The sequence below is a fragment of the Bradyrhizobium sp. S3.3.6 genome, assembly GCF_040546905.1.
Lineage (GTDB): Bacteria > Pseudomonadota > Alphaproteobacteria > Rhizobiales > Xanthobacteraceae > Bradyrhizobium > Bradyrhizobium cytisi.
In genome coordinates this window covers 64,834-91,350 of record NZ_JBEPOT010000011.1, presented here as the reverse complement: position 1 = coordinate 91,350, position 26,517 = coordinate 64,834, and the positions used below count along the sequence as shown (strand labels likewise).

The following is a 26,517-nucleotide window of genomic DNA, read 5'->3' as shown; positions in this document are numbered from 1 at the left end:
CTAGCTTCGGCCGCTTTTCTCTGATTGGGACCATCGCGTGGCTTCCTGGCTCGACTACACGATCAACGGGCTGATCGTCGGCAATGTCTACGCCCTCGTTGCGGTCGGGCTCGCGCTGATCTTCGGCGTCAGCCGGCTGATCAACTTTGCGCAAGGGTCGATCTATCTCGTCGGCGCCTATATCGGCTGGGTCGCGGTGGTGCAGCTGCACACGCCGCTGCCGATCACCATCATCTTCGTCGCGGTGGTGGCGGCGCTGGTCGGGCTGATCATCGAGCGGTTCGGCCTGCGGCCGCTGCAGAACTCGGTGCGGATCGCGCCGCTGCTGGCGACGATCGGCATCAGCTTCGTGCTCGATCAGCTGGTGATGCTGACCTTCTCGCCCAATCCGCGTGCGCTGCCGAGCCAGTTGCCGGACGTGCGCTTCCAGCTCGGCGGCGGCACGATCGGGCCGCTTGATCTCCTCATCGCCGGTGTCGGCATCTCCAGCGCACTCTCGCTGTTCGTGTTCCTGCGCTACAGCAAGCTCGGCTGGGCGGTGCGCGCAGCCTCGCAGGACCGCGACGCCGCGATGCAGATGGGCGTCGATGTCAACCGCGTCAATCAGGCGGTGTTTGGCATTGCGGCTGCGCTCGGCGGCGTCTCCGGTCTGCTGGTCGGCATGTACTACAACCAGATCGACACCGCGATGAGCCTGCAGGCAACGCTGAAGGGCGTTGTCGCGGAAGTCGTCGGCGGCGCCGGCAACGTGCCGGGTGCTGTTGTCGGCAGTCTGCTGCTCGGACTGGTCGAGAGCTACGGCGTTGCCGTGTTCGGCACCAGCTACCGCAATCTGTTTGCTTTCCTGTTGCTGGTCGTCGTGCTGGTGCTGCGGCCGAACGGCCTGTTCGCCAGCGCCCGGCAGGCGCCGCCCGAGCCGCTCACCGGCACGTTCATCGCGCCGAGCCGGCCGGTGCGCATTCCGCGCTGGGCCTTGGCTGTCGCGGTCGCGGCGTTCGCAGTCCTGCCGCTGCTTCCGGTGTCCTTTTACATGCTCCAGACCCTGATCAACGCCTGGCTGCTTGGCATGCTTGCGCTGAGTCTTACGCTGGTTGCCGGCACGATCGGGCAGGTCTCGCTGGGGCACGCGGCGCTGCTCGCGATCGGCGCCTATACGTCCGCGCTGCTGTCGCTGACGCTCTCCGTTCCGGTCGGTCTCGCCATCATCGCCGGCGGCTTGATGAGTGCCGCGCTCGGCACGATCCTGATCTCGCCGTCGTTCCGCCTGCGCGGGCATTACGTCTCGATCGCAACGCTCGCCATAGGCGAGATCGTGTCGCTGGTGATCTTGAACTGGGAGAGCGTGACGCGCGGCCCGATCGGCATCTCCGGCATCCCGCCGCTGTCGCTGTTCGGCTACGATCTGATCAGCCCAACGTCCATATACTGGTTCAGCTTTGCCGTGATGGTCGCGCTGGCGCTGCTCCAGGCGCGCCTGCTCTCGTCGCATCTCGGCCGCAGCTTTCGCGCCATCCGCGACGACGACATCGCCGCGCGCGCCTATGGGCTGAGCCTGAACCGCTACAAGTCGCTCGCCTTCATCTTCGGCGGGTTCGCCGCCGGCGTCAGCGGCGGTATCGCCGCGCATCTCTATTCCTACATCAACCACGAAACCTTCAACACGCAGCAATCCATTCTGGCGCTGACGGTCGTCATCCTCGGCGGCCTCGGCAACGTCGTGGGCGCCGTAGTTGGGGCGGTGGCGTTGGTCGGCCTGCCGGAGATATTCCGGATCGCGGCGGAGTATCGCATCCTGATCTACGGCATCGTGCTGCTGCTGCTGGTGCGGTTCAGGCCGCAGGGCCTGTTGGGGACGATCTGATGGCGGAGGCGCATGCACCGCTGTTGTCCCTGCGCGGCTTGACCCGCCGCTTCGGCGGACTGACCGCCGTCGATGGCATCGATCTCGATCTCGCCAAGGGTGGGCTCGTTAGCATCATCGGCCCGAACGGCGCCGGCAAGACCACGCTGTTCAATCTCGTGACCGGGCTCGACCGGCCGGATGCGGGCGAGGTTCGGTTCGAGGGGCAGGACATCACCGGCCTCTCGCCGGAACGGCTGGCTGGCGGCGGCATCGCGCGCACCTTCCAGCTCGGCCGCGTCTTCGGCAATCTCAGCGTGATGGACAACGTCCTGATCGGCGCCCACACGCGCTTGCGCGCCGTGAAGCCGGCGGTGCCGGTGATCGGCCCGCTCCTGGAATTGGGGCTGGCGCTGTTGCGCCCTTCCAGCGTCAAGGCTGAGGAAGAGCGGCTGCGCGAGGAGGTCAAAACCATTCTCGCCCGCTTCGGCGAGCGGCTGCTGCCGCGGATCGACCAGCCCGCCTACAGCCTGTCCTACGCCAATCGCCGCCGTGTCGAGATCGCTCGCGCGCTGGCGCTGAAGCCGCGCCTGTTGCTGCTCGACGAGCCGACCGCCGGCATGAACCCGAGCGAGACCACGGAGATGCAGGGCCTCGTCGCCGAATTGAAGGCTGAAGGCCTGACCATTCTCCTGATCGAGCACAAGCTGGAGATGGTGATGCGTCTCTCCGACCGCGTCATCGTCATGGACGAGGGCAAGAAGATCGCGGAAGGGCCCGGCGAAGAGGTGCGCAAGGATCCCAAGGTGATCGAGGCCTATCTCGGCCACGGCCTGTCGGGAGCGGCGGAACAGGAGAGCGCGGCATGACCATGAGCGCACCCGAACCGCTGCTGGCCCTGACAAACGTCAACACGTTTTACGGCCAGGCGCAGGTGCATTTCGACCTGTCCATCACCGTTGGCCGCGGCCACATCGTCTGCCTGCTCGGCGGCAATGCCAGCGGCAAATCGACGACGATGAAGATCATTCTGGGCCTGGTGAAGCCGCGCTCGGGCGAGGTGACGTTTGACGGCGCCTCGCTGATCGGGCTGACGACGCCGCAGATCGTCCGCCGCGGCATCGCCTCGGTGCCGGAGGCGCGGCGGTTGTTCGCGGATATGAGCGTCCGCGAGAACATCTTGATGGGCGCTTTCGTGCGCAACGACCGCGAGGCGATCGCGCAGGATCTCGACAAGATGCTGACGCTGTTCCCGAAGCTTGGGCAGCGGCTGTCGCAGCGTGCCGGCTCACTTTCCGGCGGCGAGCAGCAGATGGTCGCGATGGCGCGCGCGCTGATGAGCCGTCCCAGGATGATCGTGATGGACGAGCCGACCATGGGCCTGTCGCCGCTCTATGTCGACCGCGTGCTGGAGCTGATCCGCACCATCAACCAGGAAGGCGTCTCGGTGTTCATGGTCGAGCAGAACGCCAGCCTTGCGCTCGAGATTGCCCACGAGGCCTATGTGCTCCAGACCGGCAAGATCGTGCTGTCGGGGTCAGCGCGGACACTCAAGGACGACCCCCGTGTGCGCGACGCCTATCTCGGCGGGTCGGAGGCGGCGTAAGGCGGCCATGCACGAAAATCGGCCCGATCGCACGGGATTGCATTGGTCCGTATGATCATTCTATGAAAAGATCATACCGTTGACGCAATGAGGCGCGCGGCGGGATGAGTTCGGTGACGAGATGGTCTTTGCGAGCGGTCGAGCCCGCCACCGTGCTGCTGTTCGGCGGGCTCGTCGCCGCCAACGTTGCCGCATGGGCCTGGGCTTTCGCCTTGTTCGCGGACCGGCCCGCGGTGATGGCGACCGCGCTGCTGGCATGGGTGTTCGGCCTGCGCCACGCCGTTGACGCCGACCACATCGCCGCCATCGACAACGTCGTCCGCAAGCTGATGCAGACAGGCGATACGCCGCGCAGCGCTGGCCTCTATTTCGCGCTCGGCCATTCCACTGTTGTTGTGATCGCGACCGTGCTGCTCGCGCTCGGCGTGGTCAGCCTCGGTGGCGATAGCCTGCTTAGGGATCTCGGCAGCCTGATCGGCACCTCGGTGTCGGCGCTGTTCCTGCTCGTCATCGCAGCCATCAATTTTGTCATCTTTGCCGGCCTGTGGCGGACATTTCGGATCGCTCGCGCGTATGGCGTCCATGACGCAGGCCAGCTCGACGCGCTGTTGGCGAACCGCGGCTTTCTCGCGCGCCTGCTCGGCCCGATGTTCCGCCTGGTGACAAGACCCTGGCACATGTTCCCGCTCGGATTGCTGTTCGGGCTCGGCTTCGACACCGCGACCGAGATCGGCCTGCTCAGCATCTCCGCCACCGAAGCCGCGCGCGGCGCGTCGCTCGCCGATATCCTGGTCTTCCCCGCGCTGTTCGCGTCGGGCATGGCGCTGGTCGACACCGCCGACTCCGCGCTGATGGTGAGCGCCTATCGCTGGGCCTTCGTCGATCCCATGCGAAAGCTCTGGTACAACCTCACCATCACCGGCGCGTCCGTCGCGGTCGCGCTGTTCATCGGCGGTATCGAGGCGCTTGGTTTGATCGCCGATCGACTTGGACTTAACGGCGGCGTGTGGGCACTGGTCGATGCCCTCAACGACTCGCTCGCGAATGTGGGCTTCGCGGTGATCGCGCTGTTCGCGCTCGCCTGGCTCGTCTCAAGCGTGCTCTACCGCCGCATGTTCGCGGATCAGGCGCGCCGTTTGCCCGATGCGACCGAGCCGGCGTAAGTGACGAGGTGTCCCTGAATTCGCCGGCTTAGAGCGAAGCCGCGCTCGGCATCGGCTCCACCGGCAAATCATCGCCATTGGGATCGCCCGGAGCGGTCGCCCAGGCCAATTCCACCAGCGTCACGAACCTGCGTCCGCCGCCGTCGAGCTGGACGACGATCAGGCCCTGCTCCTCCATGTAGCCGAGCAGGCGCTGGGCCCGGCGCAGCGAATGCGAGCCATAAGCCCGCGCGATCGCGGCATCGCCGGGGCAGGGCCAGCCTTCCTTGGCGGCGCGGGCAATCATCATGAACACGCCCTGCATGTCGTCGGGCAGGATCGAGGCGCGCAGCGTCACCTCCTGCCAGGCATCGTCCTCGGCAATGTCTGTGCCGAGGCCTGCGCGCGCATGCGTCAGCATGCGGCGGAATTCGCCGAGGTCGGGGACTGATGCGCCGAGGCCCTCGATGCGGCAGCGGACCACGAATTCCTGATAGAGCACGCCGATGGCGCGGAAGCCGGCATCGGGCACAGCCAGCACGGCGCGCAGCGTCCGATCCACCCGCTCGCGCCGGTCCGCGAGCTCTTCGGCACTGATCAGGACCTCAACCACCTCGGGGCGGACTTCGGGCGCTGCGGCCTTCGCCGCGCGGAGCTGCTCGAGCAGATCAGGCGCAGGGCGACGCTGCGGGCGGCTGGCATCGGGCGGCGGCGCGGCCAGGATCACGGCGCGGGCATCCTCCAGCGCCGCTTCGGGCATCGGCAGCAGCCGCGGCGTCGAATTGCGCGGGGAGGTCGCGGTCGGGCCGATGTTCAGCCGTAGCGGACGGCGCGACAGCGCAGGTCCGAGCGCCATGAATTGTCCGCGTTCGAGATCGCGGAAGGCTTCAGCCTGCCGCCGCTCCATGCCGAGCAGATCGGCGGCGCGCGCCATGTCGATGTCGAGGAAGGTCCGGCCCATCAGGAAGTTCGAGGCTTCGGCCGCGACATTCTTGGCGAGCTTTGCCAGCCGTTGCGTGGCGATGATGCCGGCGAGCCCGCGCTTGCGGCCGCGGCACATCAGATTGGTCATGGCGCCAAGCGAGAGTTTTCGCGCCTCGTCCGACACTTCGCCCGCGACGGCCGGCGCAAACAGCTGCGCCTCGTCGACCACTACCAGCATCGGGTACCAATGGTCGCGCTCGACGTCGAACAGGCCACCGAGGAAGGCAGCCGCGCGCCGCATCTGGTTCTCGGCATCCAGCCCTTCGAGATTGAGCACGGTGGAGACCCTATGCAGCCGGGCGCGTTCGCCCGCGACCTGAAGGCCGCGCTCGGTGTGATCCTCGGCCTCGATCACCAGATGGCCGAAGCGCTCGGCCAGCGTGACGAAATCGCCTTCGGGGTCGATGATGGCCTGCTGCACCCAGGGCGCGCTCTGCTCGAGCAGGCGCCGCAACAGATGCGACTTGCCGGAGCCCGAATTGCCCTGCACCAGGAGACGGGTCGCCAGGAGTTCCTCGAGGTCCATGGCCGCCACAGCGCCCGCCGTGGTCAGCCCCATCTCGATCGCAACCGTCATATCCCGACTCAGGCCCTTCCATTCGCGGACAGGGGCTTATCAATCGGATCGGGATGCGTCGAGCGAAACAGGACGAATCATCCCGCGTTGCCCACGTCGGATTTCAGTCGGGATTCGAAAGCCGTGGAAGTGCGGTCCGGGGCGGGAGCCGAATCGTCGAGGACTCCTGATTCCGGTAAAACGGAAAGTCGCTTCAGAGGAACCGCGCCGCCGCCTCGTCCGGGAGACGGAATAATCGGCGCGTCCTTGTATGCAATATCCCAGTTGCCATCCCCGGCCGGTTTGCCTTACATGCCGCCAACTCGCCCGCGAATGGGGCGCAAAAATCGCACAAGTTCTCGAGGGGTGAACATGGCGCGTAACGTTCTGATTCTGGGAGCTTCTTACGGCTCCCTGCTGGGCACCAAGCTGCTGATGGCCGGGCACAACGTGACCCTGGTCTGCCGCACCAAGACCGCCGAGCTGATCAACCGCGACGGTACCGAGGTGCGTATCAAGCTGCGCGACGAGGCGATGCACCGCGCGATCTTCTCGCGCGACCTGCCCGGCAAGCTCGACGCGGTAACGCCGCAGAATGTCGACGTCTCCCGCTACGATCTCGTCGGCCTGGCGATGCAGGAGCCGCAATACACCAACCACACGGTCCGCATGCTCATGATCAAGATCGCCGCGGCGAAGCTGCCGTGCCTCTCGATCATGAACATGCCGCCGCTGCCTTATCTCAAGCGCATTCCGGCGCTCGCCGACATGGATCTCGAGGAGGCCTACACCAATGCGCTGGTGTGGGAGCGGTTCGAGCCGGGGCTCGTGACGCTGTGCTCGCCCGATCCGCAGGCCTTCCGTCCGCCGGAAGAGGCGGCGAACGTGCTGCATGTCGGCCTGCCCACGAATTTCAAGGCCTCGGCCTTCGCCGACGAGGCGCACAACAAGGTGCTGCGCGAGCTCGAGGCCGATATCGACGCGGTGAGGCTCGACGGTCATGACGTGCCGGTGAAGCTGAAAGTGTTCGAGTCCCTGTTCGTGCCGCTGGCGAAATGGTCGATGCTGCTCACCGGCAATTACCGCTGCATCACCGCGCACGAGCCGCAGTCGATCCGCGACGCCGTGCACGGCGACCTCGCGCGCTCGCAGACGATCTACGACCATGTCGACGCCATCGCGCGCCGCCTCGGCGCCGATCCGCAGGACCAGGTGCCGTTCGCGAAATACGCCAAGGCCGCCGAAAGCCTGCTCAAGCCGTCGTCAGCAGCGCGGGCCGTGGCCGGCGGTGCGCCATTTATCGAGCGCGTCGACCTTCTGGTGAAGCTGATCTCGCATCAGATCGGCGCGCCCAATGCCGAGATCGACCGCACGGTCGATACCGTCGATCAGAAGCTGAACGAAAAGATCGTGCAGGGCGGATCGGGCGCGCAGTAACGGCGCCCGACGGGCAAAACACCTGCAGGAGCTGTCAATCCGCGCTGGCGAAAATATTCCACTTTACCGAAATTCGGAAATGGCGTATGTGTTGGGCATCCCGGCTCATCCTTGAGGGGCGATCTCGTGTCGTCTTGGTTGCGAGCCGGGCTTGCGGTGGACGCGGGCAGCGTTGGGCGTGAGAGGTGCGGGCAGGGCGGGTAGTCCCTGTGAGCCCGAAACCGCGTGCCGACGAGCGGCGCTGTCAGGTTCGTCTCGTCTGTAAGTTTCCGGCTCCGTCGACAGGGCCGGGAAAACTGGGGCGAAATGGCGAGCCGTGCGTACGGCAAAACCGTGTGGTCCTGGCCGTCGTCGCTACGGCCAAGCTTTCGCGGAGATGTGGAGCGCCCAACCGGGTCAACCGCATCGCTAATCTGCGAGGCGAGGGAGGCCAGAACGAACTCGGCTCCCGGGAGAGCACGGCATAAGCCGTCAAACCACTGCGCAGGGAAGGCCGAGTGATTGGCGCCACCTGTATGCTGCTGTGCGGTTTTCCTGCGCTACACATTCGCGCAGCAGACCGCGGGTGCGAGGTCAGCACCCGGCCTTCCCTGCGCCCTCTCGGACAAGAGGGGGCGCGACGAAGCAAAGCTCGGGCGAAATCAGCCGCGAGGACGCGAAGGCGTATCTACGATTCAAAATGCGAACCGGAAGAGCGAAGCCGTTGCCTCATACTCCGTCATTGCGAGCGCAGCGAAGCAATCCAGAGTCTTTCCGCGGAGGAATTCCGGATCGCTTCGCTGCGCTCGCAATGACGATGTGTAGCCGCGCGCGGCTGCCTCAACTCCGGCTTGCCACCCGCGCGCGATCGAGATGCTCCTCGATCTTGGGGCGGTCACGGGTGCGCTCGAAGCTGGTGCAGAGCAGCTCCGTCTCCTCGAGTGAGACGGGCGCGCGATAGAGCCGGCACATGAACTCGGCGGTGGCGCGTCCCTTGCCTGTGCCGGGGCTGCGCTCGGCCAGGAACATGCAATCGCGGCAGATGCTGGCATCGAGCCGCTGATGGGCTGCGTCGAGATGATTGAGAACCTCGCGCAGCGAGTCGCGCAGGTGAAGGCGATCGTCGGTCTCGAGTGCCCTGACCGCATTGACGACGTGATTGATCGGATCGTGCTGGCTCAGGCATTTCTCGCCCTGCGCGGTGACGTGGAGCACGACAGAACGCTTGTCTTCCTGCGACGGTTTCCGCACCAGGAGGGATTTGCTTTCCAGCGTCTTCACGATCTGCGATGCGGTCGCCCTGGTCGCGCCGATGAAGCCGGCGAGCGCGGATGGCGTGCGCGAGAAGCGATTGGCGCGGCCGAGGAAGCGCAGCGCCATCCATTCCCGATCGCGCAACCCGTGTTGATTTCCTTCGAAGTACCAGGCTCTGGCCGCCTGAACCAGCAGCTCGACGGCCTCGCGTGCCAACGGCATAAATTCCTACCTCGCCCCGGGAATCGCGTGTGCGGCGCCCCGAAGCCGCTTTCCACCATGGCGCACGAATGTCTCGCGAGAGTCCCACATGACCTGGACTGATGAGCACGGCAGGATACTGCGCGAGAAACGCTGCTGCCGACGGCATGCCAACTGCAGAGTCGTCGAACGCAGGCCCGAGCTGCCGTCACTGCCGGACGATGGATCGGAGTTGTACAACCGAAGCCCCTGAGTTCAAGTCACACGCAGACGTTTCTTATGTTCCACCGAAACGATGAATGAGCTTATCAACAAAATCAAGTAGAGACACTCGTGAAGACCGGATGTCGCTGCAGGCGAATGTAACGTTCAAGACAATCTCGCTGTTCGGGACACATGATAGTGAACACAATACGTTGCTCCGCAGGCAGCATGCACGCAACTATACGACGGTTTAATTGCACGGCATGTTGTTGTTCGTCGTTGATGCAAGTTGATCGAAGCTTGTGCATGACGACGATGTGCATCGGCATGTTCATCCACAGGCTTGTGCGATGGGCCGGGAGAATCACCAGGGGAACTCGGAAGGAATGCACGCGCCGGTTGTCTCGGCCGCGATCGCAGAATCATGCGTTCGGTCGCTTTCGCCGCTGCCCGCTGCTCATCCGGATGGTTGATGCCCAGGCCGGTGGCGGCGATGCATGCGCATGCGCCGGAAGCGGGGCGCCATGCGCGATCGACTGCCGAGAACCACGAGTAGGGCGAGAGCGCGGGCGCGAAGCGCGCCCCCTGATTAATCGCCCTTGAGCATGTCCCTGAGCTCGCGGAACGGATCGCCGCTTGGGGACGCCGAGGCGTCCTGCCGCATCGCGTTGTAGATCCTCGGAACCATGTCGACGGCTTGGTCTAGCCCCGAATCACGTCCCGATTGGTATCCGCCCATCAGGCGAAGGTCGCGGGTGTCCTCGTATTTGGCGATCAGGGTGCGCAATTTGCTCACCAATTCGCGCTCCTCGGGGTCCCAGACGTTGTGGGCGAGACGAGAGACCGAGGCCAGCACATCCACGGCGGGATAGCGCGCCTGGTCCGCAATGTGCCTGGAAAGCACGATGTGCCCGTCCAGTGTGCTGCGGATGGTGTCGGCGATCGGCTCGTTATGGTCGTCGCCGTCGACCAGCACGGAGAAGATGCCGGTGATGGTCCCGGAGCCCTCCTCGCCGGGCCCGGCGCGCTCCAGCAGGCGCGGCAGGTCGGTGAAGACCGTCGGGGCATAGCCGCGGGCCACCGCGGGCTCGCCGGCCGCAAGCGCGACCTCGCGGGCGGCGTGGGCGAAACGGGTAATCGAATCGACCACGAGCAGCACCGATTCGCCGCGGTCGCGGAAGTATTCGGCCACGGCCATCGCCGTCTTCGGCGCCAGCCGCCGCATCATCGGGCTTTCATCACCGGTCGACACAATGGTGACGGAGCGGTTACGGTCGTTGCCGAGCACGTCCTCGATGAATTCGCGCACCTCGCGGCCGCGCTCGCCGACCAGCGCCAGCACGACCGTATCAAAACCCTGGCTGCGGGCGAGCATCGCGAGCAGTGTCGATTTGCCGACGCCGGAGCCGGCAAAGATGCCGACGCGCTGGCCGGCGCAGATCGGCGCAAACAGGTCGATGACACGAACGCCGGTGCGCAGCGGCTTGTGGACGCGCGCCCGATTCATCGCCGGCGGCGCTTCCCTCTCCGCCGAGACCGCCCGCGATCCCGGGGTGAGCGGGCCCATTCCGTCCAGCGGAGCGCCGAGCGCATTGATAACGCGGCCCTTCCAGCTCGGATCCGGCGCGAACGACAATGCCGGCATGCGGTAGGCGACCGAGCCGAGCCCTCCGGCGAATTGCCGGTCGAACGGCTTTGCGACGATGCCGTCGCTGTCGATCCGCACCACCTCGCCGATCTGGGGCTTGCCCCCGGAATTGACACCGATCAGCTCGCCGAGCTTGACGGCGCGCGACAGGCCGGAGACGCGGAAATGCGTCGGCGCGATCTCGGAGACCGCGCCGCTGACGCTTGCCAGCGGCGTACTCTGCTGGAGCTCGAGCAGCGCCCACTCAAGTTGACGAAGAGCGTTCAAGGAAACCGTCCACCCAAATTACGCGCGACGCGCAGCCTACTTGCTGGGATCGCCCAGCGTCTGAATTGCGTTCCGGAGCGTGCTCTCCGTGCCCTCGATCAGCGAGTTGGTGCTGTCGAAGGCGCGCGAGGCCGACATCAGCTTTGTCAATTCCATCATGGGGTTGGCGCTGGAGCCCTCGACATAGCCCTGCTTGAAGCCGTCCCGGCTGAAATCGCCGATGGCGGTCGCGGGACGGTCTGGCGTGACGCCGGAATTGCCGTACCGGTCGAGATCGGCATCGGCTGGAATGCTGAACAGGCCGATGGTGCCGATCTCATTGTTGTCCTGGGTGATCGCGCCGCTGCGCGAGATCGAGACCGGCCCGCCGTTCGGGTCGAGCGAGATCTGCGCACCGCCGGAATCGATGACGGGGAAGCCCGACACCGTCTGAAGGTCGCCGTTGGCGGCGATCTGGAGTCGGCCGTCGCGGGTATAGACCGTGCCGTTGGGGCCGGCGAAGGCGATCCAGCCCTGTCCGACCACGGCGACGTCGAGCGGGTTGCCGGTCTCGGTAATGCTGCCTTGCTCGCGCGAGATGATATTCTCGCCGGGCGAGGAGAACGCGACCGGATTCGCGGCGGCCTTGGACAACACCGTCTCGAATTTCACCACGTCGGTGCGAAAGCCGGACGTGTTGACGTTGGCGACGTTGTTGGCGATCGTCTGGAGGCGCTTCTCGAGCGCGACCTGCGCCGACAATCCCACATAAAGAGCCGATTGCATGGTTTACCTGTTGAACTTGATGTTCTGAAGTGTCGTGAGCAAGCCGGCGTCCATGCTGGCCGACGACGTCGACGCGCCGGTGATCAGGACGAGTGCGGGGTTGGTCGAGGTGTCGCTCTGGGCCTGGGTCGCGTCCCACATCGCGGCGAAGCGCTGCACGAATTTGGTGACCTTGGTCGAGTCCTGGAAATCGGTGAGATTGATCTTGTCCGTGATCATCTTGGCCTGCATGTCGATATCGGACGAAGAGATCGTCGGCGACCATCCCATTGCGGTCTGCACCACCTGGGTCAGCGCCTTGTCGGCGAGGATCTGGTAGGGGCTCGTGATCGAGGAGGCCTTGCGCGTGAAGTAGAGCGCAAGCCGCAGGCCCTCGTTCTGGTCGCCGGCGTTCTGCTCCATCGTCTGCGTGACGTATTGGGTCGCCGTGCCGGTCGTGGCCGCGGTCGTCGAGGTCGCGTTGGCGCCATTGGCGGCGAAATTGAAGGCCGTGGCGAATTCCTTGTAGCGGCTGTCGCTGAGCTGGTTGGCGAAGGCGTCCTTGGCCGAGACGCCCTCGGTCAGCACCTTGCGCATGAAGGCCTTGGCATAGGTCATGTCGCTGAGGCCATAGGCCTTCATCGCGTAGGAGTAGAGCCGATAGTCGCCCAGGAAGTCGTCGATCGTCTTCACATTGCCGATATGGCTCAGAAAGTAGTCGGTGTCGCGGCTCACGTCCGGTTCATCCGCGACCTGCGTGAGCGACATGCTCATGTCCTTGGTCAGTCTGGTGTAATCCGCGATCGTGGATAGCATGGCACGCGCCCCTTTGGCCGCTATTGCGACATCGCCTCAAGCTGCCGCGAATTGCTTGCGTGGGGCTGGCCATGCTGAAGCCAGCTTCGCGCAAGCGTCGCCGACTAGATATTCCCGATGGGATCGGCGATGGAGTGGCGCGTTGCTCAGTTTCGTGGGAATTTTCATCACGGTGGCAGCACTGCTCGGCGGATTTGCCGCCATGGGCGGCCATCTGGCCGTGCTGATGCAGCCATGGGAATTCGTGATCATCTTGGGCACCGCGGTCGGCACCTTCATCGTGGCCAATCCGTGGAAGACGGTCGTGGACACCGGGGTGGCCTGCGTGCAGGCCATCACCGGAGCGGTGCCGGGCGAACGCTATTATCTCGATCTGCTCGGGGCGCTCCATGCGCTGATGCGCGAGCTGCGCGGCAAGGGCCGTAACGAGGTTGAGGCGCATATCGACGATCCTTCGGCCTCGGAGATCTTCAAGGCGTTCCCGAGCGTGCTCGGCGACGCGTCCCTGCTCCAGTTCATCTGCGACTATGTTCGCCTCATCATCATGGGCAACGCGCGCACGCATGAGATCGAGGCGCTGATGGACGAGGAGATCCACACCATCGTGAAGAGCAAGTTGACGCCCTATCACGCGCTGGTGGTGGTGTCCGAGGCGCTGCCGGCGCTCGGCATCGTCGCCGCCGTGCTCGGCGTCATCAAGGCGATGGGCGCGCTCGACCAGTCGCCGAAGCTGCTTGGCGGCTTCATCGGCGCGGCGCTGGTCGGCACCTTCGCCGGCATCTTCCTGTCTTACGGCATCATTTCGCCCTTCGCGCTGAAGATCAAGATGACGCGCGAGAAGAAGTGCCGGCCCTACATCATCGTCAAGCAGACGCTGCTGGCGTTCATGAACGGCGCCATGCCGCAGATCGCCGTCGAGCACGGCCGCAAGATGATCGCGAGCAGCGAGCGGCCGTCGATCGACGTCGTCGAGAACGAGACGATCGCAGGTCCCAAGGCCGTCGTGACCGAAGCTGAACCCAAGGCTGCACGCGCATGACGATGGAGGACGTCGAGATCGATCAGCGGAAGCAGCTGCCGAACTACCTGCTGGATGCAGCCGGCATTTCGATCGAACGCATGCCGATGCTCAATGTGATCTTCGATCGCATGGCAGCATCGTGCACGGACAGCCTGCAGCCGATGGCAGGAACACCGTGCTATTTCTCGGTCAACGGCATCGTCAACGATCGCGTCGGCGACATCATCAAGGACTACGAGGGCAACGCGGTCGCCGCCGTGCTCTACGCCGAGCAGTGGGACTCCCGCGTCATCATCGTGCTCGACCGCGATTTCGTGTTCACCATGGTGGAGGCGATGTTCGGCTCCGATGGCGCCGAGCCGCCGCTCGACGTCGAGCGTTCGTTCTCGAACATCGAGATTCGCCTGGTCCAGGCGCTGTTCGAGCGGTTCGCCAAGGCGCTGCAAACCGCCTTCGCCGGCACCTCCAACGTCACCTTCCGTGTCGAGCGGGTCGAGACCGCCATGGCGTCGCTGGCGATCGGGCGGAGCGGCAACATGTCGATCTGCGCGAACATCATGCTGCAGGCGCTCTACCGCGGCGGTCAGATGTTCCTGATCGTCCCGCACTCCGCGCTCAACCCGCTGCGGCAGAAGCTCGCCCACGTCGTCGTCAGCGACGGTCGCGCGGCCGACCCTCGCTGGCGCGAGCAGATGGAAAGCGAGGTTCACCGCACCGAAGTGACGCTGAGCGCGGTGCTCGACGAGAAGATGATCTCCCTCGAGGACGTCGTGAAGTTCAAGGTCGGACAGGTGCTCGAGCTCGAAGCCACGCCGCGCACGCTGGCGCGGCTCGAGAGCAACAACCAGGTGCTGTTCTGGTGCCAGATCGGCCAGCTTGACGGCTACTACGCCATGCAGGTGGCAGATCCCGTCGATCAGAAGCGGGAGTTCGTCGATGATATCCTATCTCGTTGATGCCGTGCTGCTGATTGCGCTGGCGTTCACCAGCATGCGGGTGACCCGGATGCACCGTGAGCTGGCGCGGCTGCGCAACTATCAGGGCGAGTTCTCGACCATCGTCCACGAGACCGCGGGCGCTTTCGATACTGTGATCACCGCGGCGCATGATTCCACGGCAAATCTCGGCCGGCTCGCCAGCGTGCTGAGCACGAAGATCGACCAGGCTCACGAAGCGATTGCGGCGCTCGACGCGCGGACCGGGCTCCAGCCTGCTGCGACGGCGAACGGCTCCGAGGTCAACAAGCATTAGGGCCGGGACGGGCCGAACGGACAGATCGGAACGTCGCGGCGCTCCGGGAGCGGAAATACCAAGAGGCGATAACAAATGGCGCAATCCTTCGACTACGAGTCAGCACCCGCATCCGATGATGCCGAGACGTCTCCGCTGGAGCGGCTGGCGGAGATCGCCGCGCGCACCGCGGAGGAGGCCGGCAAGTTCGCCAATGTCGATGCCATCCTGCGCATTCCCGTCACCATGCAGGTGGTGCTGGGATCGGCGACCATCCCTGTGGCGAATCTGATGAAGCTCGGCCGCGGCGCCGTGGTTCCGCTGGATCACCGCGTCGGCGAGCCCGTCGACGTCGTGGTCAACGGCCGCGTCGTGGCCCGCGGCGAGGTGGTCGTCGTCGAAGAGGACAATTCGCGCTTCGGTGTCTCGCTGACCGAGATCGTCGGACCTCTGGGGCAGGGTGATTCCTGACCATGGCGGCACAGGTCGGCATCGCTCCCATCAAGCAGCGAGGCGTTGCCACGCTGGGCGGAACGGAAAAGGTCGCGGCGCTCCTGTTGGCCATGGGCCGGCAGGCGGCCGCGAGCGTGCTCGCGCAATTCGAGCCGCAGGATATCCGGATCGTCACCAAGGCCGCGGCTGAGCTGCGGCCGATTACGGCGCAGGAACTCGAGTCGATCGTCGAGGAGTTCGCCCAGCAGTTCTCGATGGGCGCCAACATTCTCGGCACCCTCGGTGGCCTCGAAGCCGTGCTCGGCGACGTGCTTCCCGCCGACCAGGTCTCGGCGATCATGTCGGACCTGCTCGGCAATTCGAGCCGGTCGGTGTGGGACCGCGTCTCGTCGGTCTCGGAAAACTCGCTGGCGACCTACCTCTCCAAGGAGCATCCGCAGACCGCGGCGCTGATCCTGTCCAAGGTCAAGCCGTCCTGCGCCGCCAAGGTCATGAGCCAGTTGCCGTCGAGCCTTCGCAACGAGCTGATGCGGCGCGTGCTCAGCCTCAAGCCGATCGTCGACGATGCGATGAAGGTCCTCGAGAAGACGCTGCACGAAGACCTGACGCTCAATTTCGCCCGCAACCTCGGCGCCGACACCTACGCCCGTGTCGCCGACATCATCAACAAGATGGAGCGTGGTCATATCGAGGACATGCTGAAGAGCCTGTCGGAGAAGCGGCCGAAGTCGGCCGAAGTGCTGAAGGAGCTGCTATTCACCTTCGACGACGTCGTCAACCTGGCGCCGAAGGCGCGCACCATGATCTTCGACCAGGTGCCGACCGATCGTATCGTCGTCGCGCTGAAGGGCACCGACAAGCACTTCCGCGAACTGATCCTGTCCGCGGTCGCCTCGCGCGTCCGTCGCGTCGTCGAGCACGAGCTCGCGATCGGCGAGCCGTCGAACCAGCGCGACGTGCTGGAGGCGCGCCGCGTCATCACCGACCTCGCCCTCGACCTCGCCGAGAAGGGTGAAATCGAGCTCAATCCCGACCAGGACGATGAGCTGGTCTTCCGCTGACCGCTGAACTGGCATGGCAGAGACATCCGACCAGGAGAGCAAAACAGAAGAGCCGACCGAGAAGAAAGTCCGCGATGCGCTCGAACAGGGCAATATTCCGGTCTCTCGGGAGGCGTCTATTCTCGCGACCATGGCGGCGCTGATGGTGATTCAGGCGTTCCTGATCGGCCAGGGCGTGCAGCGACTGACGCCGACCTTGAAGAGCTTTATCGACGAACCCGACGGCTTCCCGCTCAGCACCGCGGCGGACGCACTGAATCTTCTCACCGTGGTAGGCCTCGAGGCGCTGCGATTCCTGTTGCCGCTGGTCGTGATCATCGCGGTGTTCGGGCTCGCCGCGTCGCTGCTGCAAAACGCGCCGCAGCTGGTGCTGCAGCGCATCCTGCCCGACGTCTCCCGAATCTCGCCCGCCAGCGGCTGGAGCCGCATTTTCGGAACGCAGGGCCTCGTGGAGTTCGCCAAGTCGGTGTTCAAGCTCGCCTCGGTGACCGCCGTCGTCTGCTTCGTGCTGCGATCGTCGGAGGCAAGGGCGTTCGAGGCGATGTATACCGATCCCGTCGCGCTGCCGGAGATGATCCTCACCATCGCGATGCGGATCGTATCGGCGATCTGCATCGCGACGATCGTGCTGGTCGCAATCGATCTCGCCTGGGCGCGCTTCCGCTGGCGGCGTGAGCTGCGCATGACCAAGCAGGAGATCAAGGACGAGCACAAGCAGGCCGAGGGCGATCCGCTGATCAAGGCGCGCCTGCGCTCGCTCGCGCGCGACCGCTCGCGCCAACGCATGATCGCCTCCGTGCCGCGCGCGACGCTGGTGATCGCGAACCCGACGCACTTTGCAATCGCATTGCGCTACAACCGCGACGAAAACCCGGCCCCTCTCGTGGTGGCCAAGGGCATGGACGTGATCGCGCTGAAGATCCGCGAGGCCGCCGAGCAGAACGGGATCCCGGTGATCGAGAACAAGGCTCTCGCGCGCGCGCTCTACGAAGCGGTGCAGGTCGATCAGGTCATCCCGGCCGAGTTCTTCCGCCCGGTTGCCGAGATCATCTACTTCCTGCAGTCGAAGCAAACGCCGCGGCCCGAGAAGGTTCAGTAGACTGACGAAGATGGTGCTTCGCGCAACAGCTTGACGAAAGCTTAACGCCCTAGGGTTCTCTCCAATGAATCATAAATGGGGCTGTCGTGGGACCGCTTTTTCTCTTCGAGCTCGCATCGTCGCAGGCACGCTGGCTCGAGCTTCGTCAGTCGACCATCGCCACCAACGTCGCCAACGCCAATACGCCGGGTTTCAAGGCGCGCGACGTCGAGCCGTTCAACAAGGTGCTTGACGGAATGCCGGTCAGGCTCGCGACGACGTCGCCCACGCATATGCAGCTTTCCCCGGCCGAAACCGACACGCGAGCAACCGCGAAGAAGGATAGCTGGGATGTCGTCCACTCCGGTAACTCGGTCAGTCTCGAGCAGGAGATGATCAAGGGTAGCGACGTCAATCGCGATTATTCGATGAACTCGGCGATAGTGCGATCGTTCAATCGCATGATCCTGACCAGCGCGAAGACCTGAGGTGAATTGACATGCTGGACGCTCTACAGGCTTCATTGACGGTCGCAAGCTCCGGCCTCGAAGCGCAGTCGTCGCGCATGCGGGTTGTCTCGGAAAATCTCGCGAATGCGAGCTCGACCGGGCGCACCGCCGGTGCAGATCCGTATCAGCGCAAGACGATCACTTTCGATGCCGCAATGGATCGTGCCTCGGGCACGCAGCTGGCGAAGGTCAAGGAGATCGGGGTCGACACCACGCCCTACCGTGTCGAGTACGATCCGGGACATCCCGCGGCCGACAAGGCCGGCTATGTCAAGATGCCGAACGTCAACATGATGATCGAGATGGCGGACATGCGGGAAGTCAACCGGTCCTATGAAGCCAATCTCCAGGTCGTGAAGCAGGTGAGATCGATGCTCGGCATGACCATCGATCTTCTGAGGAGCTGACAATGCTAGAGGCGATTTCATCCACTGCGATCACCGCGGGGCAGGCGGCATCCCGCATCACCGAGACGCAGACCATTGCGCCCAGTGCGACGTCCCCGGTTCAGGCCGGCGACGACGTTGGCTTCGACTCCGTGATGAAGCAGGTGACCACGGACGCGATCGGCACGCTGAAGGCCGGCGAGAGCGCGTCGATCTCGGCGATACAGGGCAAGGAGTCGACGCGGAAAGTCGTCGAGGCGCTGATGTCGGCCGAGCAGGCTTTGCAGACCGCGGTCGCGGTCCGCGACAAGGTCGTGCAGGCCTACCAAGAAGTCGTTCGTATGTCGATTTGATCTGAAGGAATCACGCTGTGAAATCGCTCGCCATCGCGGCTACGGGCATGAATGCCCAGCAGACCAATATCGAGGTCATCGCGAACAACATCGCCAACATCAACACCACGTCGTTCAAGCGTGCACGTGCCGAATTCACCGATCTGTTCTACCAGATGGACCGCATGCAGGGTGTTGCGAACGTCAACGGCGCCTCGCCGATCCCGGAAGGCGCCAATCTCGGTCTCGGCGTCAAGTCGGCCGCGATCCGCAAGCTGCACATCCAGGGCGCGCTTACGCAGACCGGCAACCCATATGACCTCGCGATCAACGGTCGCGGCTGGTTTCAGGTGCTCGGCCCGAACAACGAGGTGCAGTACACTCGCGCGGGCTCGTTCAACACCAACGCCACCGGCCAGCTGGTGACGATGGACGGCTATTTGCTGGATCCCAACATCACGGTGCCGCAGGGAACGGTGCAGGTCACCGTCAACCAGACCGGGCAGGTGTTCGCCAAGCTGGACGCGGAAGTCAATCCGCGGCAGATCGGCCAGCTCAACCTTGCCAATTTCGCCAACGAGGCGGGCCTCGAGCCGCTGGGCAGCAATCTCTATCGCGAGACCACGGCATCAGGTGCGCCGGTCGTCGGTCTCCCCGGCGATGCCGGCTACGGCAAGATCAACCAGCAGTATCTCGAGGCCTCGAACGTCGATCCCGTCAAGGAAATCACCGAGTTGATCTCGGCGCAGCGCGCCTATGAGATGAATGCCAAGGTCATCCAGGCGTCGGATGAGATGGCGCAGACGGTATCGAAGAATCTCAGTCGCTAGTTCCGGTGTGTCGATGTTGAACAGGGTGGGCCTGATCGCGCGCGGGTTGGCCGCCGCGCTGCTGGTTCTCGTCTCCGCGCGGCCCGCCGCCGCAGACGAGCGGCGGCTTCCCGTGCCGGCGATAGCGATCCGCGCCGGTGAGCTGATCAGGGACGACATGATCACTGAGCGCATCTTTGCGCCGAACGTGCTCGGCGTCGCCATGTTCATCGAAGGGCGTCAGGTCCTGGTCGGCCGCATGGCGCGGCGGTCGTTGCTGCCGGGCCAGCCGATTCCAACCAATTCGGTGGAGGATCCCTTCACCATCGCCCGCGGTGCCATGGTCAAGGTCGTGGTTGAAGACTCTGGGCTGTCGATCGTGGCCTACGGCGCGGCCATGCAATCCGGTGCGCCTGGCTCGCTCATTACCGTGCGAAACACCGACACGGGCGTGATGATCAGGGCCATCGTCCAGCCGGACGGCACGGTCAAGGTCGCGGACGGGTCATGACCAGAGTCCTGATCGCGCTTCTCCTCATCGTTTCCGCCGCCAGCGCCCAGGCTGCCGTCCGCATCAAGGACATCGCGGACATCAAGGGATTGCGCGAAAACCAGATCGTCGGCTACGGCCTCGTCATCGGCCTTAACGGCACCGGCGACACCCTGCGCAACGCGCCGTTCACGGAACAGTCGCTGCAGTCGATGCTCGAAAACATGGGCATCAATGTCCGGAACGAGACGACGAGCACGAACAATCCGTCGCGGCCGACGACGCTGCGCACGCGCAACGTCGCCGCCGTGATGGTGACCGCCGACCTGCAGCCGTCGATCGGACCGGGCGAGCGGATGGACGTGACGGTATCGTCGCTGGGAGATGCGACGTCTCTGCTCGGCGGCACGCTGGTGATGACCTCGCTGCGCGCGGCGGACGGTGCGGTCTACGCAGTGGCACAAGGTGCGGTCACGGTCGCCGGTTACAGCGTCGGAGGCCAGGCCCAGAACGTCAGCCAGGGCACGCCGACGGCGGGCCGCATTCCGAACGGCGCGCTGGTCGAGCGCGAGGTGCAGGGCAGCCTGCACGAGATGGAATACCTGGTGCTCGAGCTGAAGAACCCCGATTTCGTCACTGCGACGCGAATCCTGGACGCCGTCAATCGCTATGCCGGCGGCCGCTATCGCGCCCAGATCGCCTTCGAGCGCGACTACCGGACCATCGTGCTGTCCAAGCCACGCTATGTCGGACCGGTCCGCTTCCTCGCCGAGATCGGCGAACTCACCGTCGAGCCAGACACGCCGGCGCGGGTAGTGATCAACGAACGCACCGGAACGGTGGTGATCGGTCGCGACGTGCGAATCTCCACTGTCGCCGTCACCCACGGCAATCTGACCGTCCGTGTCACCGAGCTGCCCGTGGTGTCGCAGCCGGCGCCGTTCTCGCAAGGCCAGACGGTCGTGGTGCCCCAGACCATCGTCGAGGCCAACGAGGCCGGGTCGCAGGTGGCGATCCTGAGCGGTGTCGACCTCCAGCGCCTCGTGCGCGGGCTGAACCAGATCGGACTGAAGCCGTCCGGCATCATCGCAATCCTCCAGGCGATCAAGACGGCGGGCGCGCTGCAGGCTGAAGTCATCGTGCAATGATGCACAAGCGTCGTGCAAGCTTGGTCGCTCAATGCTCTGGTCTCGACCGAGAATCGCACGCGATCCGATGCTGAAGCTGGACCACATAGCGCAACTTCTTCTCCTGGCCGCGATGTTCGCGCTCGCGGGCGCTTCGCCCGCGCTGGCGCTGGACGAGCCGAAGTCGTCGAAGCCGCTCAATTTACTTTCCTTCGCCCGTGCTCGCGCGCCCGGCCCGCAGAAGTCGCACGCTCCGGCGACGCCGGTCCAGAGCGATAATTGGAGGGCAACAGCCTGGGCGGCCGAAGATTCGGGTCCCGCCATCACGGGAGCGGTCCCGACAGAGGCTCCTCCGCCGGCACCGGCCCCCGCACCTGTGCCGACGCGTCCGGCGAAGTCCGGCAGCGTCGCGGCGCCGCCGAAGCCGGCGCCGGCTCAAGCTGCCGCGCCTGGGGACAACGAAGTTGCGCTGTTCTGCAGCAACGTGGCCGATCCCGCCGTCGACGCCAGGCTCGCATGGCAGCTGAAAGAGCTGGAGAAGGCTGAGAGCCTGCTGCGGGAGCGGATCGTCGAAGTCGAGGCCAAGCGCGCCGAATACGAGAAGTGGATGGCGCTGCGCGACGACTTCCTGAAGAAAGCGGAAGCGAGCGTCGTCGAGATCTATTCGCGCATGAAGCCGGACGCTGCCGCCACGCAGATCGCCGGCATGGCGGACGAGACGGCCGCCGCGGTGCTCGCAAAGCTCAGCCCGAGGAGCTCGAGCGCAATCTTCAACGAGATGGAGACCGGGCGCGCTGCACATCTCGCGGACCTGCTCGGTGGAATGCGTCGCGCGGATGACGGGAAGACCAAGTAATGAAGAAGCCGATCCTCCTCCTGTCGCTCGTGCTTCTTGGCGGATGCTCCCATGATCCGGCAGAAATCCTGACCGGCCCGAAACTGTCGCCCGTGGGCAGCGGCCTGAGGACGCCGGCCGAACCGATCCCGGTGACGCCCCGCATGCGCACGCCCGTCAGCTATCGCTCGACCTGGGATGACGGCACCGACCTCTACCGCGATCCCCGCGCCCGGCGCGTCGGCGACGTGGTCACGGTGATCATCTCGATGCAAGACAAGGCCAAGCTCGACAACAAGACCAACCGCGCGCGCGATTCGCAGATCCAGTTCGGGCTGAACTGGCTGATGGACGTCGCAGGATGGCAGGACAAGGGCCAGGCCAACGCCAACCTCAACACCAATTCCCAGATCAAGGGCAACGGCCAGATCGACCGCTCCGAGGACATCAAGCTTTCCATTGCGGCGGTCGTCACCGACGTGTTGCCGAACGGAAATATGATGATCAGCGGGTCGCAGGAATTTGGTATCAACACGGAGATGCGCGTGCTCAACGTCGGCGGTATCGTGCGTCCACGCGATATTTCGCGAACCAACACGATCTCCTACGAGAAGATCGCCGAGGCACGCGTGGCCTATGGCGGTCGCGGAAATCTGTCTGACGTGCAGCAACCTGGATGGGGTCACCGGATCTATGATGCCGTGGCACCGTTCTGAGACTCGCGCGTCGTGGGAGCAGGGGGCGTCATGCGCCTGATTGCCGCCATCGTCGTGCTGACCCTGGTCGCGATCGGCGCGGGCGCGCTTGCGGGCCTGCACCTGTTTGCCGCTGCCGAGCGCGTTGCCGACGCAAAGAAGGGGGCCACCCCGCCGCCGGTCGCGTCGAGCTACGCCGGCAGCGCGCGGCTCCGGAAGTTGTCTCCGATCGTGACCAATCTCGCGTCGCCGGCCAACAATTGGGCCCGGGTCGAGGCCTCCATGGTGACCGACAGCATGAGCGACGAGGATGCCGGCATCCTGGCCGCTCACATCAGCGAGGACATCGTCACTTACTTGCGGTCCGCCTCGGTCACGCAGTTCGAAGGCACGCGCGGGCTCCAGCATCTGCGCGACGACCTGTCCGAACGCGCCAGCATCCGCTCGTCCGGCAAAGTCCGCGAATTGATCATTGAGACGTTGGTGATCCAGTGAAATTGAGAGTCCTGCTGCTTGCATCGCTGCTGGTCGTGCTGCCCGAGGTAGCGTTCGCCCAGATTCCGGACCTCAATTCGCTGCTGCCGCCGGGCAACGGCTCGACCAGCGGCCGCATCATCCAGCTCATGGCGCTGCTGACGGTGCTGTCCGTCGCACCGGGGCTGCTCATCATGGTGACGAGCTTCACGCGCTTCGCCGTCGCGCTCTCCTTCCTACGCGCCGGCCTCGGCCTTCAGACGACGCCTCCGAATCTCGTGCTGATCAGCCTCGCCATGTTCATGACCTTCTACGTCATGGCGCCGACCTTCGATCGCGCCTGGGAAACCGGCGTGCAGCCGCTGATGAAGAACGAGATCTCGGAGGAAGAGGCTTATCTGAAGATCAGCGATCCGTTCCGCGAGTTCATGCTGGCGCATGTGCGCGACAAGGACCTGCAGACGTTCGAATCGCTCGCCGCGGAAAGCTTTCGCAGGAAGTTCGACGACAAGCGCATCGACATGCGCGTTATCATCCCGGCGTTCATGATCTCCGAGCTCCGGCGTTCGTTCGAGATTGGCTTCCTCATCATCCTGCCGTTCCTCGTCATCGACATGATCGTGGCGACGCTGACTATGTCGATGGGCATGATGATGATGCCGCCGTCGATCCTCGCGCTGCCGTTCAAGGTGCTGTTCTTCGTGCTGATCGACGGCTGGAACCTGCTCGCCTCCGGACTGGTGCGGTCGTTCTCATAACAACGGTGATCGCCAGGCGGCCGGTTATGGTTAGCGAAGAGTAATATTAACCATATGATTTTGCTGCGGAATTCAAGCCAGCCTTAATCCGGAAGCAAGATTCGGCGTGCTAGCAATGCGGCACGGCGGGTTGGACCCCACCCATATCAGTCCAAAGGCATGATGCCGCCCCTCCGTACCGGTGAAAGCCCGGTATGTCCCCCTCGTGAAAATGTAACGCGTACATCAAAGGGACATTCGCAATGTCAAGCCTGCTTACGAACTCGACTGCCATGACCGCCCTCCAGACCCTGCGGTCTGTGAGCTCCCAACTCGCCACCACGCAGACCCGCATCTCGACCGGCCAGCGCGTCTCGACCGCTTCGGACAACGCCGCCTACTGGTCCATCGCGACGTCGATGCGTGCGGACAACGCCGCGCTCTCCGCGGTCTCCGACTCGCTCGGTCTGTCGGCCGCGACCGTCGACACCGAATATACCGCTCTCACCTCGGTTGTCGGCGACAGCACCGGCGGCCTGACCAAGCTGCAGTCGCTGCTGGTTGAAGCCAAGACCGCGGGTATCGACCGGACCAAGATCCAGGCCGACGTCACCCAGATTCAGCAGCAGATGCAGGGCACCGCCGCGGCGGCAACCTTCAACGGCGTGAACTGGCTGAGCACGACGACGGCCACGCCGGCGACGGTCGACCTGGTGTCGTCGTACTCCCGCGTCGGCAGCACGCCGACCACCGGCTCGATCACGCTGACCACTGCCAACTATGCGCTCTATAGCTCGTCCACCACCGGTATCCTGGACACGGTGAGCGGTGGTGCATCGGTCAACACGATCGACATCTCCACGCTGACCGATTCAGCGGCCGACCAGACCACGCTCGATGGCTACATCGCGAAGGTGACTTCTGCGATCAACTCGGTGGCTTCCGCTGCCGCGAACCTCGGCGCCGTGAAGAACCGTATCTCGACCAACACGGACTTCGTGAAGTCGCTGATGGACTCGGTGACGCGCGGTATCGGCCAGCTCGTCGACGCCGATATGAACCAGGAGTCCACCCGGTTGTCGGCTCTCCAGGTCCAGCAGCAGCTCGGCGTTCAGGCGCTTTCGATCGCCAACAGCAGCAGCCAGAGCATCCTCTCGCTGTTCCGCTAAGCCTGAAAACCATCTGGGGGAGGGCCGCGCTTCTCGCGAAGCGCGGCCCTTCTCGTTTGATGTGACGTTCCGCGCACGCCGCAATTTCGGCTGCGCTGTTGCGGCCAGGACACAGGGCCACAAGCCCCGCACAAGCTTCGCGCGCTACGGTCGCTGCTACGACAGGTTGGGCCTTCTTTTCCGCAGCCCAAAGGCATGAGGCCGCCCTGTCGTACCGGTGCAAGTCCGGTATGTCCCCAAATCAACTCTATCTTCAAAGGGACATCAAAATGGGTTCTAGCCTTCTCACCAACTCCGCCGCAATGACCGCGCTGCAGACGCTGCGCAACGTCAGCTCCAGCCTCCAGACCACTGAAAACCGGATCTCGACCGGCCAGCGCGTGGCCACCGCTTCGGACAACGCCGCCTATTGGTCGATCGCAACCTCGATGCGTGCGGACAACGCCGCGCTTTCCGCCGTCTCCGACTCGCTCGGTCTGTCGGCCGCGACCGTCGACACCGAATATACCGCTCTCACCGCGGTTGTCGGCGACAGCACCGGTGGCCTGACCAAGCTGCAGGCGCTGCTGGTCGAAGCCAAGACCGCCGGCATTGATCGCACCAAGATCCAGGCCGACGTCACTCAGATCCAGCAGCAGATGCAGGGCACCGCCGCGGCGGCAACCTTCAACGGCGTGAACTGGCTGAGCACGACGACGGCTACGCCGGCGACCTTCGACCTGGTGTCGTCGTTCTCCCGCGTCGGTGGCACGCCGACCATCGGCTCCATCACCCTGACGATCTCCAACTACTCGCTCTATACCTCGTCCACCACCGGTATCCTGGACACCGTGAGCGGTGGCGCGTCGGTCAACACGATCGACATCAGCACGCTGACCGATTCAGCGGCTGACCAGACCACGCTCAGCGGCTACATCACGCAGGTCACCGCTGCGATCAACTCGGTGGCTTCGGCGGCCGCCGACCTCGGTGCCGTCAAGAACCGCATCTCGACCAACACGGACTTCGTCAAGAGCTTGATGGACTCGGTGAATCGCGGTGTCGGTCAGCTCGTCGACGCCGACATGAATGCAGAATCCACCCGCCTCCAGGCGCTCCAGACCCAGCAGCAGCTCGGTGTTCAGGCGCTCTCGATCGCCAACCAGAACAGCCAGAGCATCCTCTCGCTGTTCCGCTAAGCCTGAAAACCATCTGAGGGGGCCGCGCTTCTCGCGAAGCGCGGCCCTTATCATTTTGGCCTGCGTTGTTCGAACGTCAAAGGCGCGATTTCGCGCCTCGAATTGCGGTCCGGTCACGGAGCCACAAGCTTCGCACAAACTCCGCATGCTATCGCCGCCGTTACGACAGGTTGAGCGCGCTTTTCCGCAGCCCAAAGGCATGATGCCGCCCTGTCGTACCGGTGCAAGCCCGGTATGTCCCAAAAATTTCAATTC

28 protein-coding genes are annotated in these 26,517 nt (G+C 64.5%); 23 read left to right on the top strand and 5 right to left on the bottom strand.

From position 1 onward, the window contains the following. Nucleotides 1–37 precede the first annotated feature (37 nt). The 4 genes from ABID59_RS27445 (at nt 38) to ABID59_RS27430 (ending at nt 4,609) form a co-directional block, all read left to right on the top strand. Complete coding sequence (locus tag ABID59_RS27445) at nt 38–1,861, top strand: ABC transporter permease (protein WP_354085460.1); 1,824 nt, start codon at nt 38–40, stop codon at nt 1,859–1,861. Next, the gene (locus ABID59_RS27440; RefSeq protein WP_354085459.1) at nt 1,861–2,709 is read left to right on the top strand and encodes an ABC transporter ATP-binding protein; all 849 of its coding nucleotides are present in this window, start codon (nt 1,861–1,863) and stop codon (nt 2,707–2,709) included. The genes ABID59_RS27445 and ABID59_RS27440 overlap by 1 nt, the downstream gene beginning before the upstream one ends. Then, entirely contained in the window at nt 2,706–3,446 is a 741-nt protein-coding gene (locus ABID59_RS27435; protein WP_354033120.1) for an ABC transporter ATP-binding protein, read from the top strand. Before ABID59_RS27440 ends, ABID59_RS27435 begins: the two co-directional genes overlap by 4 nt. 104 nt (nt 3,447–3,550) lie before the next feature. Then, a complete protein-coding gene (locus ABID59_RS27430; protein WP_354085458.1) occupies nt 3,551–4,609 on the top strand; it encodes a HoxN/HupN/NixA family nickel/cobalt transporter in 1,059 nt (352 codons plus the stop codon). 28 nt (nt 4,610–4,637) lie between these two features. Here the strand turns inward: ABID59_RS27430 and ABID59_RS27425 are convergent, their stop codons facing one another. Continuing rightward, nucleotides 4,638–6,149 (bottom strand): helicase HerA domain-containing protein, encoded by a 1,512-nt coding sequence (locus ABID59_RS27425; RefSeq protein ID WP_354033118.1) that lies wholly within the window; start codon nt 6,147–6,149, stop codon nt 4,638–4,640. A gap of 351 nt (nt 6,150–6,500) precedes the next feature. Between ABID59_RS27425 and ABID59_RS27420 the strand changes: the two genes are divergently transcribed. Further along, a complete protein-coding gene (locus ABID59_RS27420) occupies nt 6,501–7,565 on the top strand; it encodes a ketopantoate reductase family protein (protein ID WP_354085457.1) in 1,065 nt (354 codons plus the stop codon). An 819-nt stretch (nt 7,566–8,384) separates the two neighbouring features. Here ABID59_RS27420 and ABID59_RS27415 read toward each other — a convergent pair. The 4 genes from ABID59_RS27415 to ABID59_RS27400 form a co-directional block, all read right to left on the bottom strand. Then, nucleotides 8,385–9,020, bottom strand: coding sequence for a MarR family winged helix-turn-helix transcriptional regulator (locus ABID59_RS27415; RefSeq protein WP_148749559.1), 636 nt, complete (start codon nt 9,018–9,020; stop codon nt 8,385–8,387). A gap of 772 nt (nt 9,021–9,792) precedes the next feature. After that, nucleotides 9,793–11,118, bottom strand: a complete 1,326-nt coding sequence (gene fliI / locus ABID59_RS27410) for a flagellar protein export ATPase FliI (protein ID WP_148749558.1) — start codon at nt 11,116–11,118, stop codon at nt 9,793–9,795. Nucleotides 11,119–11,154: 36 nt separating this feature from the next. Beyond that, the gene (gene flgF / locus ABID59_RS27405; RefSeq protein WP_148749557.1) at nt 11,155–11,883 is read right to left on the bottom strand and encodes a flagellar basal-body rod protein FlgF; all 729 of its coding nucleotides are present in this window, start codon (nt 11,881–11,883) and stop codon (nt 11,155–11,157) included. Between the two features lie 3 nt (nt 11,884–11,886). Then, a complete protein-coding gene (locus tag ABID59_RS27400; protein WP_354085456.1) occupies nt 11,887–12,678 on the bottom strand; it encodes a DUF1217 domain-containing protein in 792 nt (263 codons plus the stop codon). Between the two features lie 142 nt (nt 12,679–12,820). On the opposite strand from ABID59_RS27400, the gene motA reads away from it, so the two are divergent. The 18 genes from motA to ABID59_RS27310 all read left to right on the top strand — a co-directional run bounded on the left by motA (nt 12,821) and on the right by ABID59_RS27310 (nt 26,262). Next, a complete protein-coding gene (motA, locus tag ABID59_RS27395; protein WP_354085455.1) occupies nt 12,821–13,717 on the top strand; it encodes a flagellar motor stator protein MotA in 897 nt (298 codons plus the stop codon). Further along, nucleotides 13,714–14,655 (top strand): flagellar motor switch protein FliM, encoded by a 942-nt coding sequence (locus ABID59_RS27390; RefSeq protein ID WP_148749554.1) that lies wholly within the window; start codon nt 13,714–13,716, stop codon nt 14,653–14,655. The genes motA and ABID59_RS27390 overlap by 4 nt, the downstream gene beginning before the upstream one ends. After that, nucleotides 14,636–14,950 (top strand): hypothetical protein, encoded by a 315-nt coding sequence (locus tag ABID59_RS27385; RefSeq protein WP_148749553.1) that lies wholly within the window; start codon nt 14,636–14,638, stop codon nt 14,948–14,950. The genes ABID59_RS27390 and ABID59_RS27385 overlap by 20 nt, the downstream gene beginning before the upstream one ends. 75 nt (nt 14,951–15,025) lie before the next feature. After that, nucleotides 15,026–15,400: a flagellar motor switch protein FliN gene (gene fliN, locus ABID59_RS27380; RefSeq protein ID WP_354033115.1), complete on the top strand. Its 375-nt coding sequence runs from the start codon at nt 15,026–15,028 to the stop codon at nt 15,398–15,400. A 2-nt stretch (nt 15,401–15,402) separates the two neighbouring features. Further along, the gene (locus ABID59_RS27375; protein WP_148749551.1) at nt 15,403–16,443 is read left to right on the top strand and encodes a flagellar motor switch protein FliG; all 1,041 of its coding nucleotides are present in this window, start codon (nt 15,403–15,405) and stop codon (nt 16,441–16,443) included. Between the two features lie 13 nt (nt 16,444–16,456). Next, entirely contained in the window at nt 16,457–17,542 is a 1,086-nt protein-coding gene (gene flhB, locus ABID59_RS27370) for a flagellar biosynthesis protein FlhB (RefSeq protein WP_354085454.1), read from the top strand. An 86-nt stretch (nt 17,543–17,628) separates the two neighbouring features. Further along, nucleotides 17,629–18,009: a flagellar basal body rod protein FlgB gene (gene flgB / locus ABID59_RS27365; RefSeq protein ID WP_148749549.1), complete on the top strand. Its 381-nt coding sequence runs from the start codon at nt 17,629–17,631 to the stop codon at nt 18,007–18,009. A gap of 11 nt (nt 18,010–18,020) precedes the next feature. Then, nucleotides 18,021–18,437, top strand: coding sequence for a flagellar basal body rod protein FlgC (gene flgC, locus ABID59_RS27360; RefSeq protein WP_148749548.1), 417 nt, complete (start codon nt 18,021–18,023; stop codon nt 18,435–18,437). A gap of 2 nt (nt 18,438–18,439) precedes the next feature. Next, nucleotides 18,440–18,769: a flagellar hook-basal body complex protein FliE gene (gene fliE / locus ABID59_RS27355; RefSeq protein ID WP_148749547.1), complete on the top strand. Its 330-nt coding sequence runs from the start codon at nt 18,440–18,442 to the stop codon at nt 18,767–18,769. A 17-nt stretch (nt 18,770–18,786) separates the two neighbouring features. Further along, entirely contained in the window at nt 18,787–19,578 is a 792-nt protein-coding gene (flgG, locus tag ABID59_RS27350; protein WP_148749546.1) for a flagellar basal-body rod protein FlgG, read from the top strand. Nucleotides 19,579–19,591: 13 nt separating this feature from the next. Continuing rightward, nucleotides 19,592–20,068 carry a flagellar basal body P-ring formation chaperone FlgA gene (gene flgA / locus ABID59_RS27345; RefSeq protein WP_354085453.1) on the top strand — a complete coding sequence of 159 codons (477 nt, stop codon included), beginning with the start codon at nt 19,592–19,594 and terminating at the stop codon, nt 20,066–20,068. Next, nucleotides 20,065–21,195 carry a flagellar basal body P-ring protein FlgI gene (gene flgI / locus ABID59_RS27340; protein ID WP_148749544.1) on the top strand — a complete coding sequence of 377 codons (1,131 nt, stop codon included), beginning with the start codon at nt 20,065–20,067 and terminating at the stop codon, nt 21,193–21,195. The genes flgA and flgI overlap by 4 nt, the downstream gene beginning before the upstream one ends. 67 nt (nt 21,196–21,262) lie before the next feature. Beyond that, the gene (locus ABID59_RS27335; RefSeq protein ID WP_354085452.1) at nt 21,263–22,030 is read left to right on the top strand and encodes a MotE family protein; all 768 of its coding nucleotides are present in this window, start codon (nt 21,263–21,265) and stop codon (nt 22,028–22,030) included. Then, nucleotides 22,030–22,725, top strand: a complete 696-nt coding sequence (flgH, locus tag ABID59_RS27330; RefSeq protein ID WP_148749542.1) for a flagellar basal body L-ring protein FlgH — start codon at nt 22,030–22,032, stop codon at nt 22,723–22,725. The genes ABID59_RS27335 and flgH overlap by 1 nt, the downstream gene beginning before the upstream one ends. 30 nt (nt 22,726–22,755) lie before the next feature. Beyond that, complete coding sequence (locus ABID59_RS27325) at nt 22,756–23,199, top strand: flagellar basal body-associated FliL family protein (protein ID WP_148749541.1); 444 nt, start codon at nt 22,756–22,758, stop codon at nt 23,197–23,199. Then, entirely contained in the window at nt 23,196–23,936 is a 741-nt protein-coding gene (gene fliP / locus ABID59_RS27320; RefSeq protein WP_148749540.1) for a flagellar type III secretion system pore protein FliP, read from the top strand. The genes ABID59_RS27325 and fliP overlap by 4 nt, the downstream gene beginning before the upstream one ends. A gap of 242 nt (nt 23,937–24,178) precedes the next feature. After that, nucleotides 24,179–25,084, top strand: coding sequence for a flagellin N-terminal helical domain-containing protein (locus ABID59_RS27315; protein WP_148749539.1), 906 nt, complete (start codon nt 24,179–24,181; stop codon nt 25,082–25,084). A 269-nt stretch (nt 25,085–25,353) separates the two neighbouring features. Further along, on the top strand, nt 25,354–26,262 hold the full coding sequence (locus ABID59_RS27310; protein WP_148749538.1) for a flagellin N-terminal helical domain-containing protein: 909 nt from the start codon (nt 25,354–25,356) through the stop codon (nt 26,260–26,262). Nucleotides 26,263–26,517: the final 255 nt, after the last annotated feature.

Bases quoted from the DNA above. Each gene is read 5' to 3' on its own strand.
- ABID59_RS27440 (WP_354085459.1), top strand. From the start codon at position 1,861: ATGGCGGAGGCGCATGCACCGCTGTTGTCCCTGCGCGGCTTGACCCGC.
- ABID59_RS27435 (WP_354033120.1), top strand. From the start codon at position 2,706: ATGACCATGAGCGCACCCGAACCGCTGCTGGCCCTGACAAACGTCAAC.
- ABID59_RS27430 (WP_354085458.1), top strand. From the start codon at position 3,551: ATGAGTTCGGTGACGAGATGGTCTTTGCGAGCGGTCGAGCCCGCCACC.
- ABID59_RS27425 (WP_354033118.1), bottom strand. From the start codon at position 6,149: ATGACGGTTGCGATCGAGATGGGGCTGACCACGGCGGGCGCTGTGGCG.
- ABID59_RS27420 (WP_354085457.1), top strand. From the start codon at position 6,501: ATGGCGCGTAACGTTCTGATTCTGGGAGCTTCTTACGGCTCCCTGCTG.
- ABID59_RS27415 (WP_148749559.1), bottom strand. From the start codon at position 9,020: ATGCCGTTGGCACGCGAGGCCGTCGAGCTGCTGGTTCAGGCGGCCAGA.
- flgF (WP_148749557.1), bottom strand. From the start codon at position 11,883: ATGCAATCGGCTCTTTATGTGGGATTGTCGGCGCAGGTCGCGCTCGAG.
- ABID59_RS27400 (WP_354085456.1), bottom strand. From the start codon at position 12,678: ATGCTATCCACGATCGCGGATTACACCAGACTGACCAAGGACATGAGC.
- ABID59_RS27390 (WP_148749554.1), top strand. From the start codon at position 13,714: ATGACGATGGAGGACGTCGAGATCGATCAGCGGAAGCAGCTGCCGAAC.
- ABID59_RS27385 (WP_148749553.1), top strand. From the start codon at position 14,636: ATGATATCCTATCTCGTTGATGCCGTGCTGCTGATTGCGCTGGCGTTC.
- fliN (WP_354033115.1), top strand. From the start codon at position 15,026: ATGGCGCAATCCTTCGACTACGAGTCAGCACCCGCATCCGATGATGCC.
- ABID59_RS27375 (WP_148749551.1), top strand. From the start codon at position 15,403: ATGGCGGCACAGGTCGGCATCGCTCCCATCAAGCAGCGAGGCGTTGCC.
- flhB (WP_354085454.1), top strand. From the start codon at position 16,457: ATGGCAGAGACATCCGACCAGGAGAGCAAAACAGAAGAGCCGACCGAG.
- flgC (WP_148749548.1), top strand. From the start codon at position 18,021: ATGCTGGACGCTCTACAGGCTTCATTGACGGTCGCAAGCTCCGGCCTC.
- fliE (WP_148749547.1), top strand. From the start codon at position 18,440: ATGCTAGAGGCGATTTCATCCACTGCGATCACCGCGGGGCAGGCGGCA.
- flgA (WP_354085453.1), top strand. From the start codon at position 19,592: ATGTTGAACAGGGTGGGCCTGATCGCGCGCGGGTTGGCCGCCGCGCTG.
- flgI (WP_148749544.1), top strand. From the start codon at position 20,065: ATGACCAGAGTCCTGATCGCGCTTCTCCTCATCGTTTCCGCCGCCAGC.
- ABID59_RS27335 (WP_354085452.1), top strand. From the start codon at position 21,263: ATGCTGAAGCTGGACCACATAGCGCAACTTCTTCTCCTGGCCGCGATG.
- flgH (WP_148749542.1), top strand. From the start codon at position 22,030: ATGAAGAAGCCGATCCTCCTCCTGTCGCTCGTGCTTCTTGGCGGATGC.
- ABID59_RS27325 (WP_148749541.1), top strand. From the start codon at position 22,756: ATGCGCCTGATTGCCGCCATCGTCGTGCTGACCCTGGTCGCGATCGGC.
- ABID59_RS27315 (WP_148749539.1), top strand. From the start codon at position 24,179: ATGTCAAGCCTGCTTACGAACTCGACTGCCATGACCGCCCTCCAGACC.
- ABID59_RS27310 (WP_148749538.1), top strand. From the start codon at position 25,354: ATGGGTTCTAGCCTTCTCACCAACTCCGCCGCAATGACCGCGCTGCAG.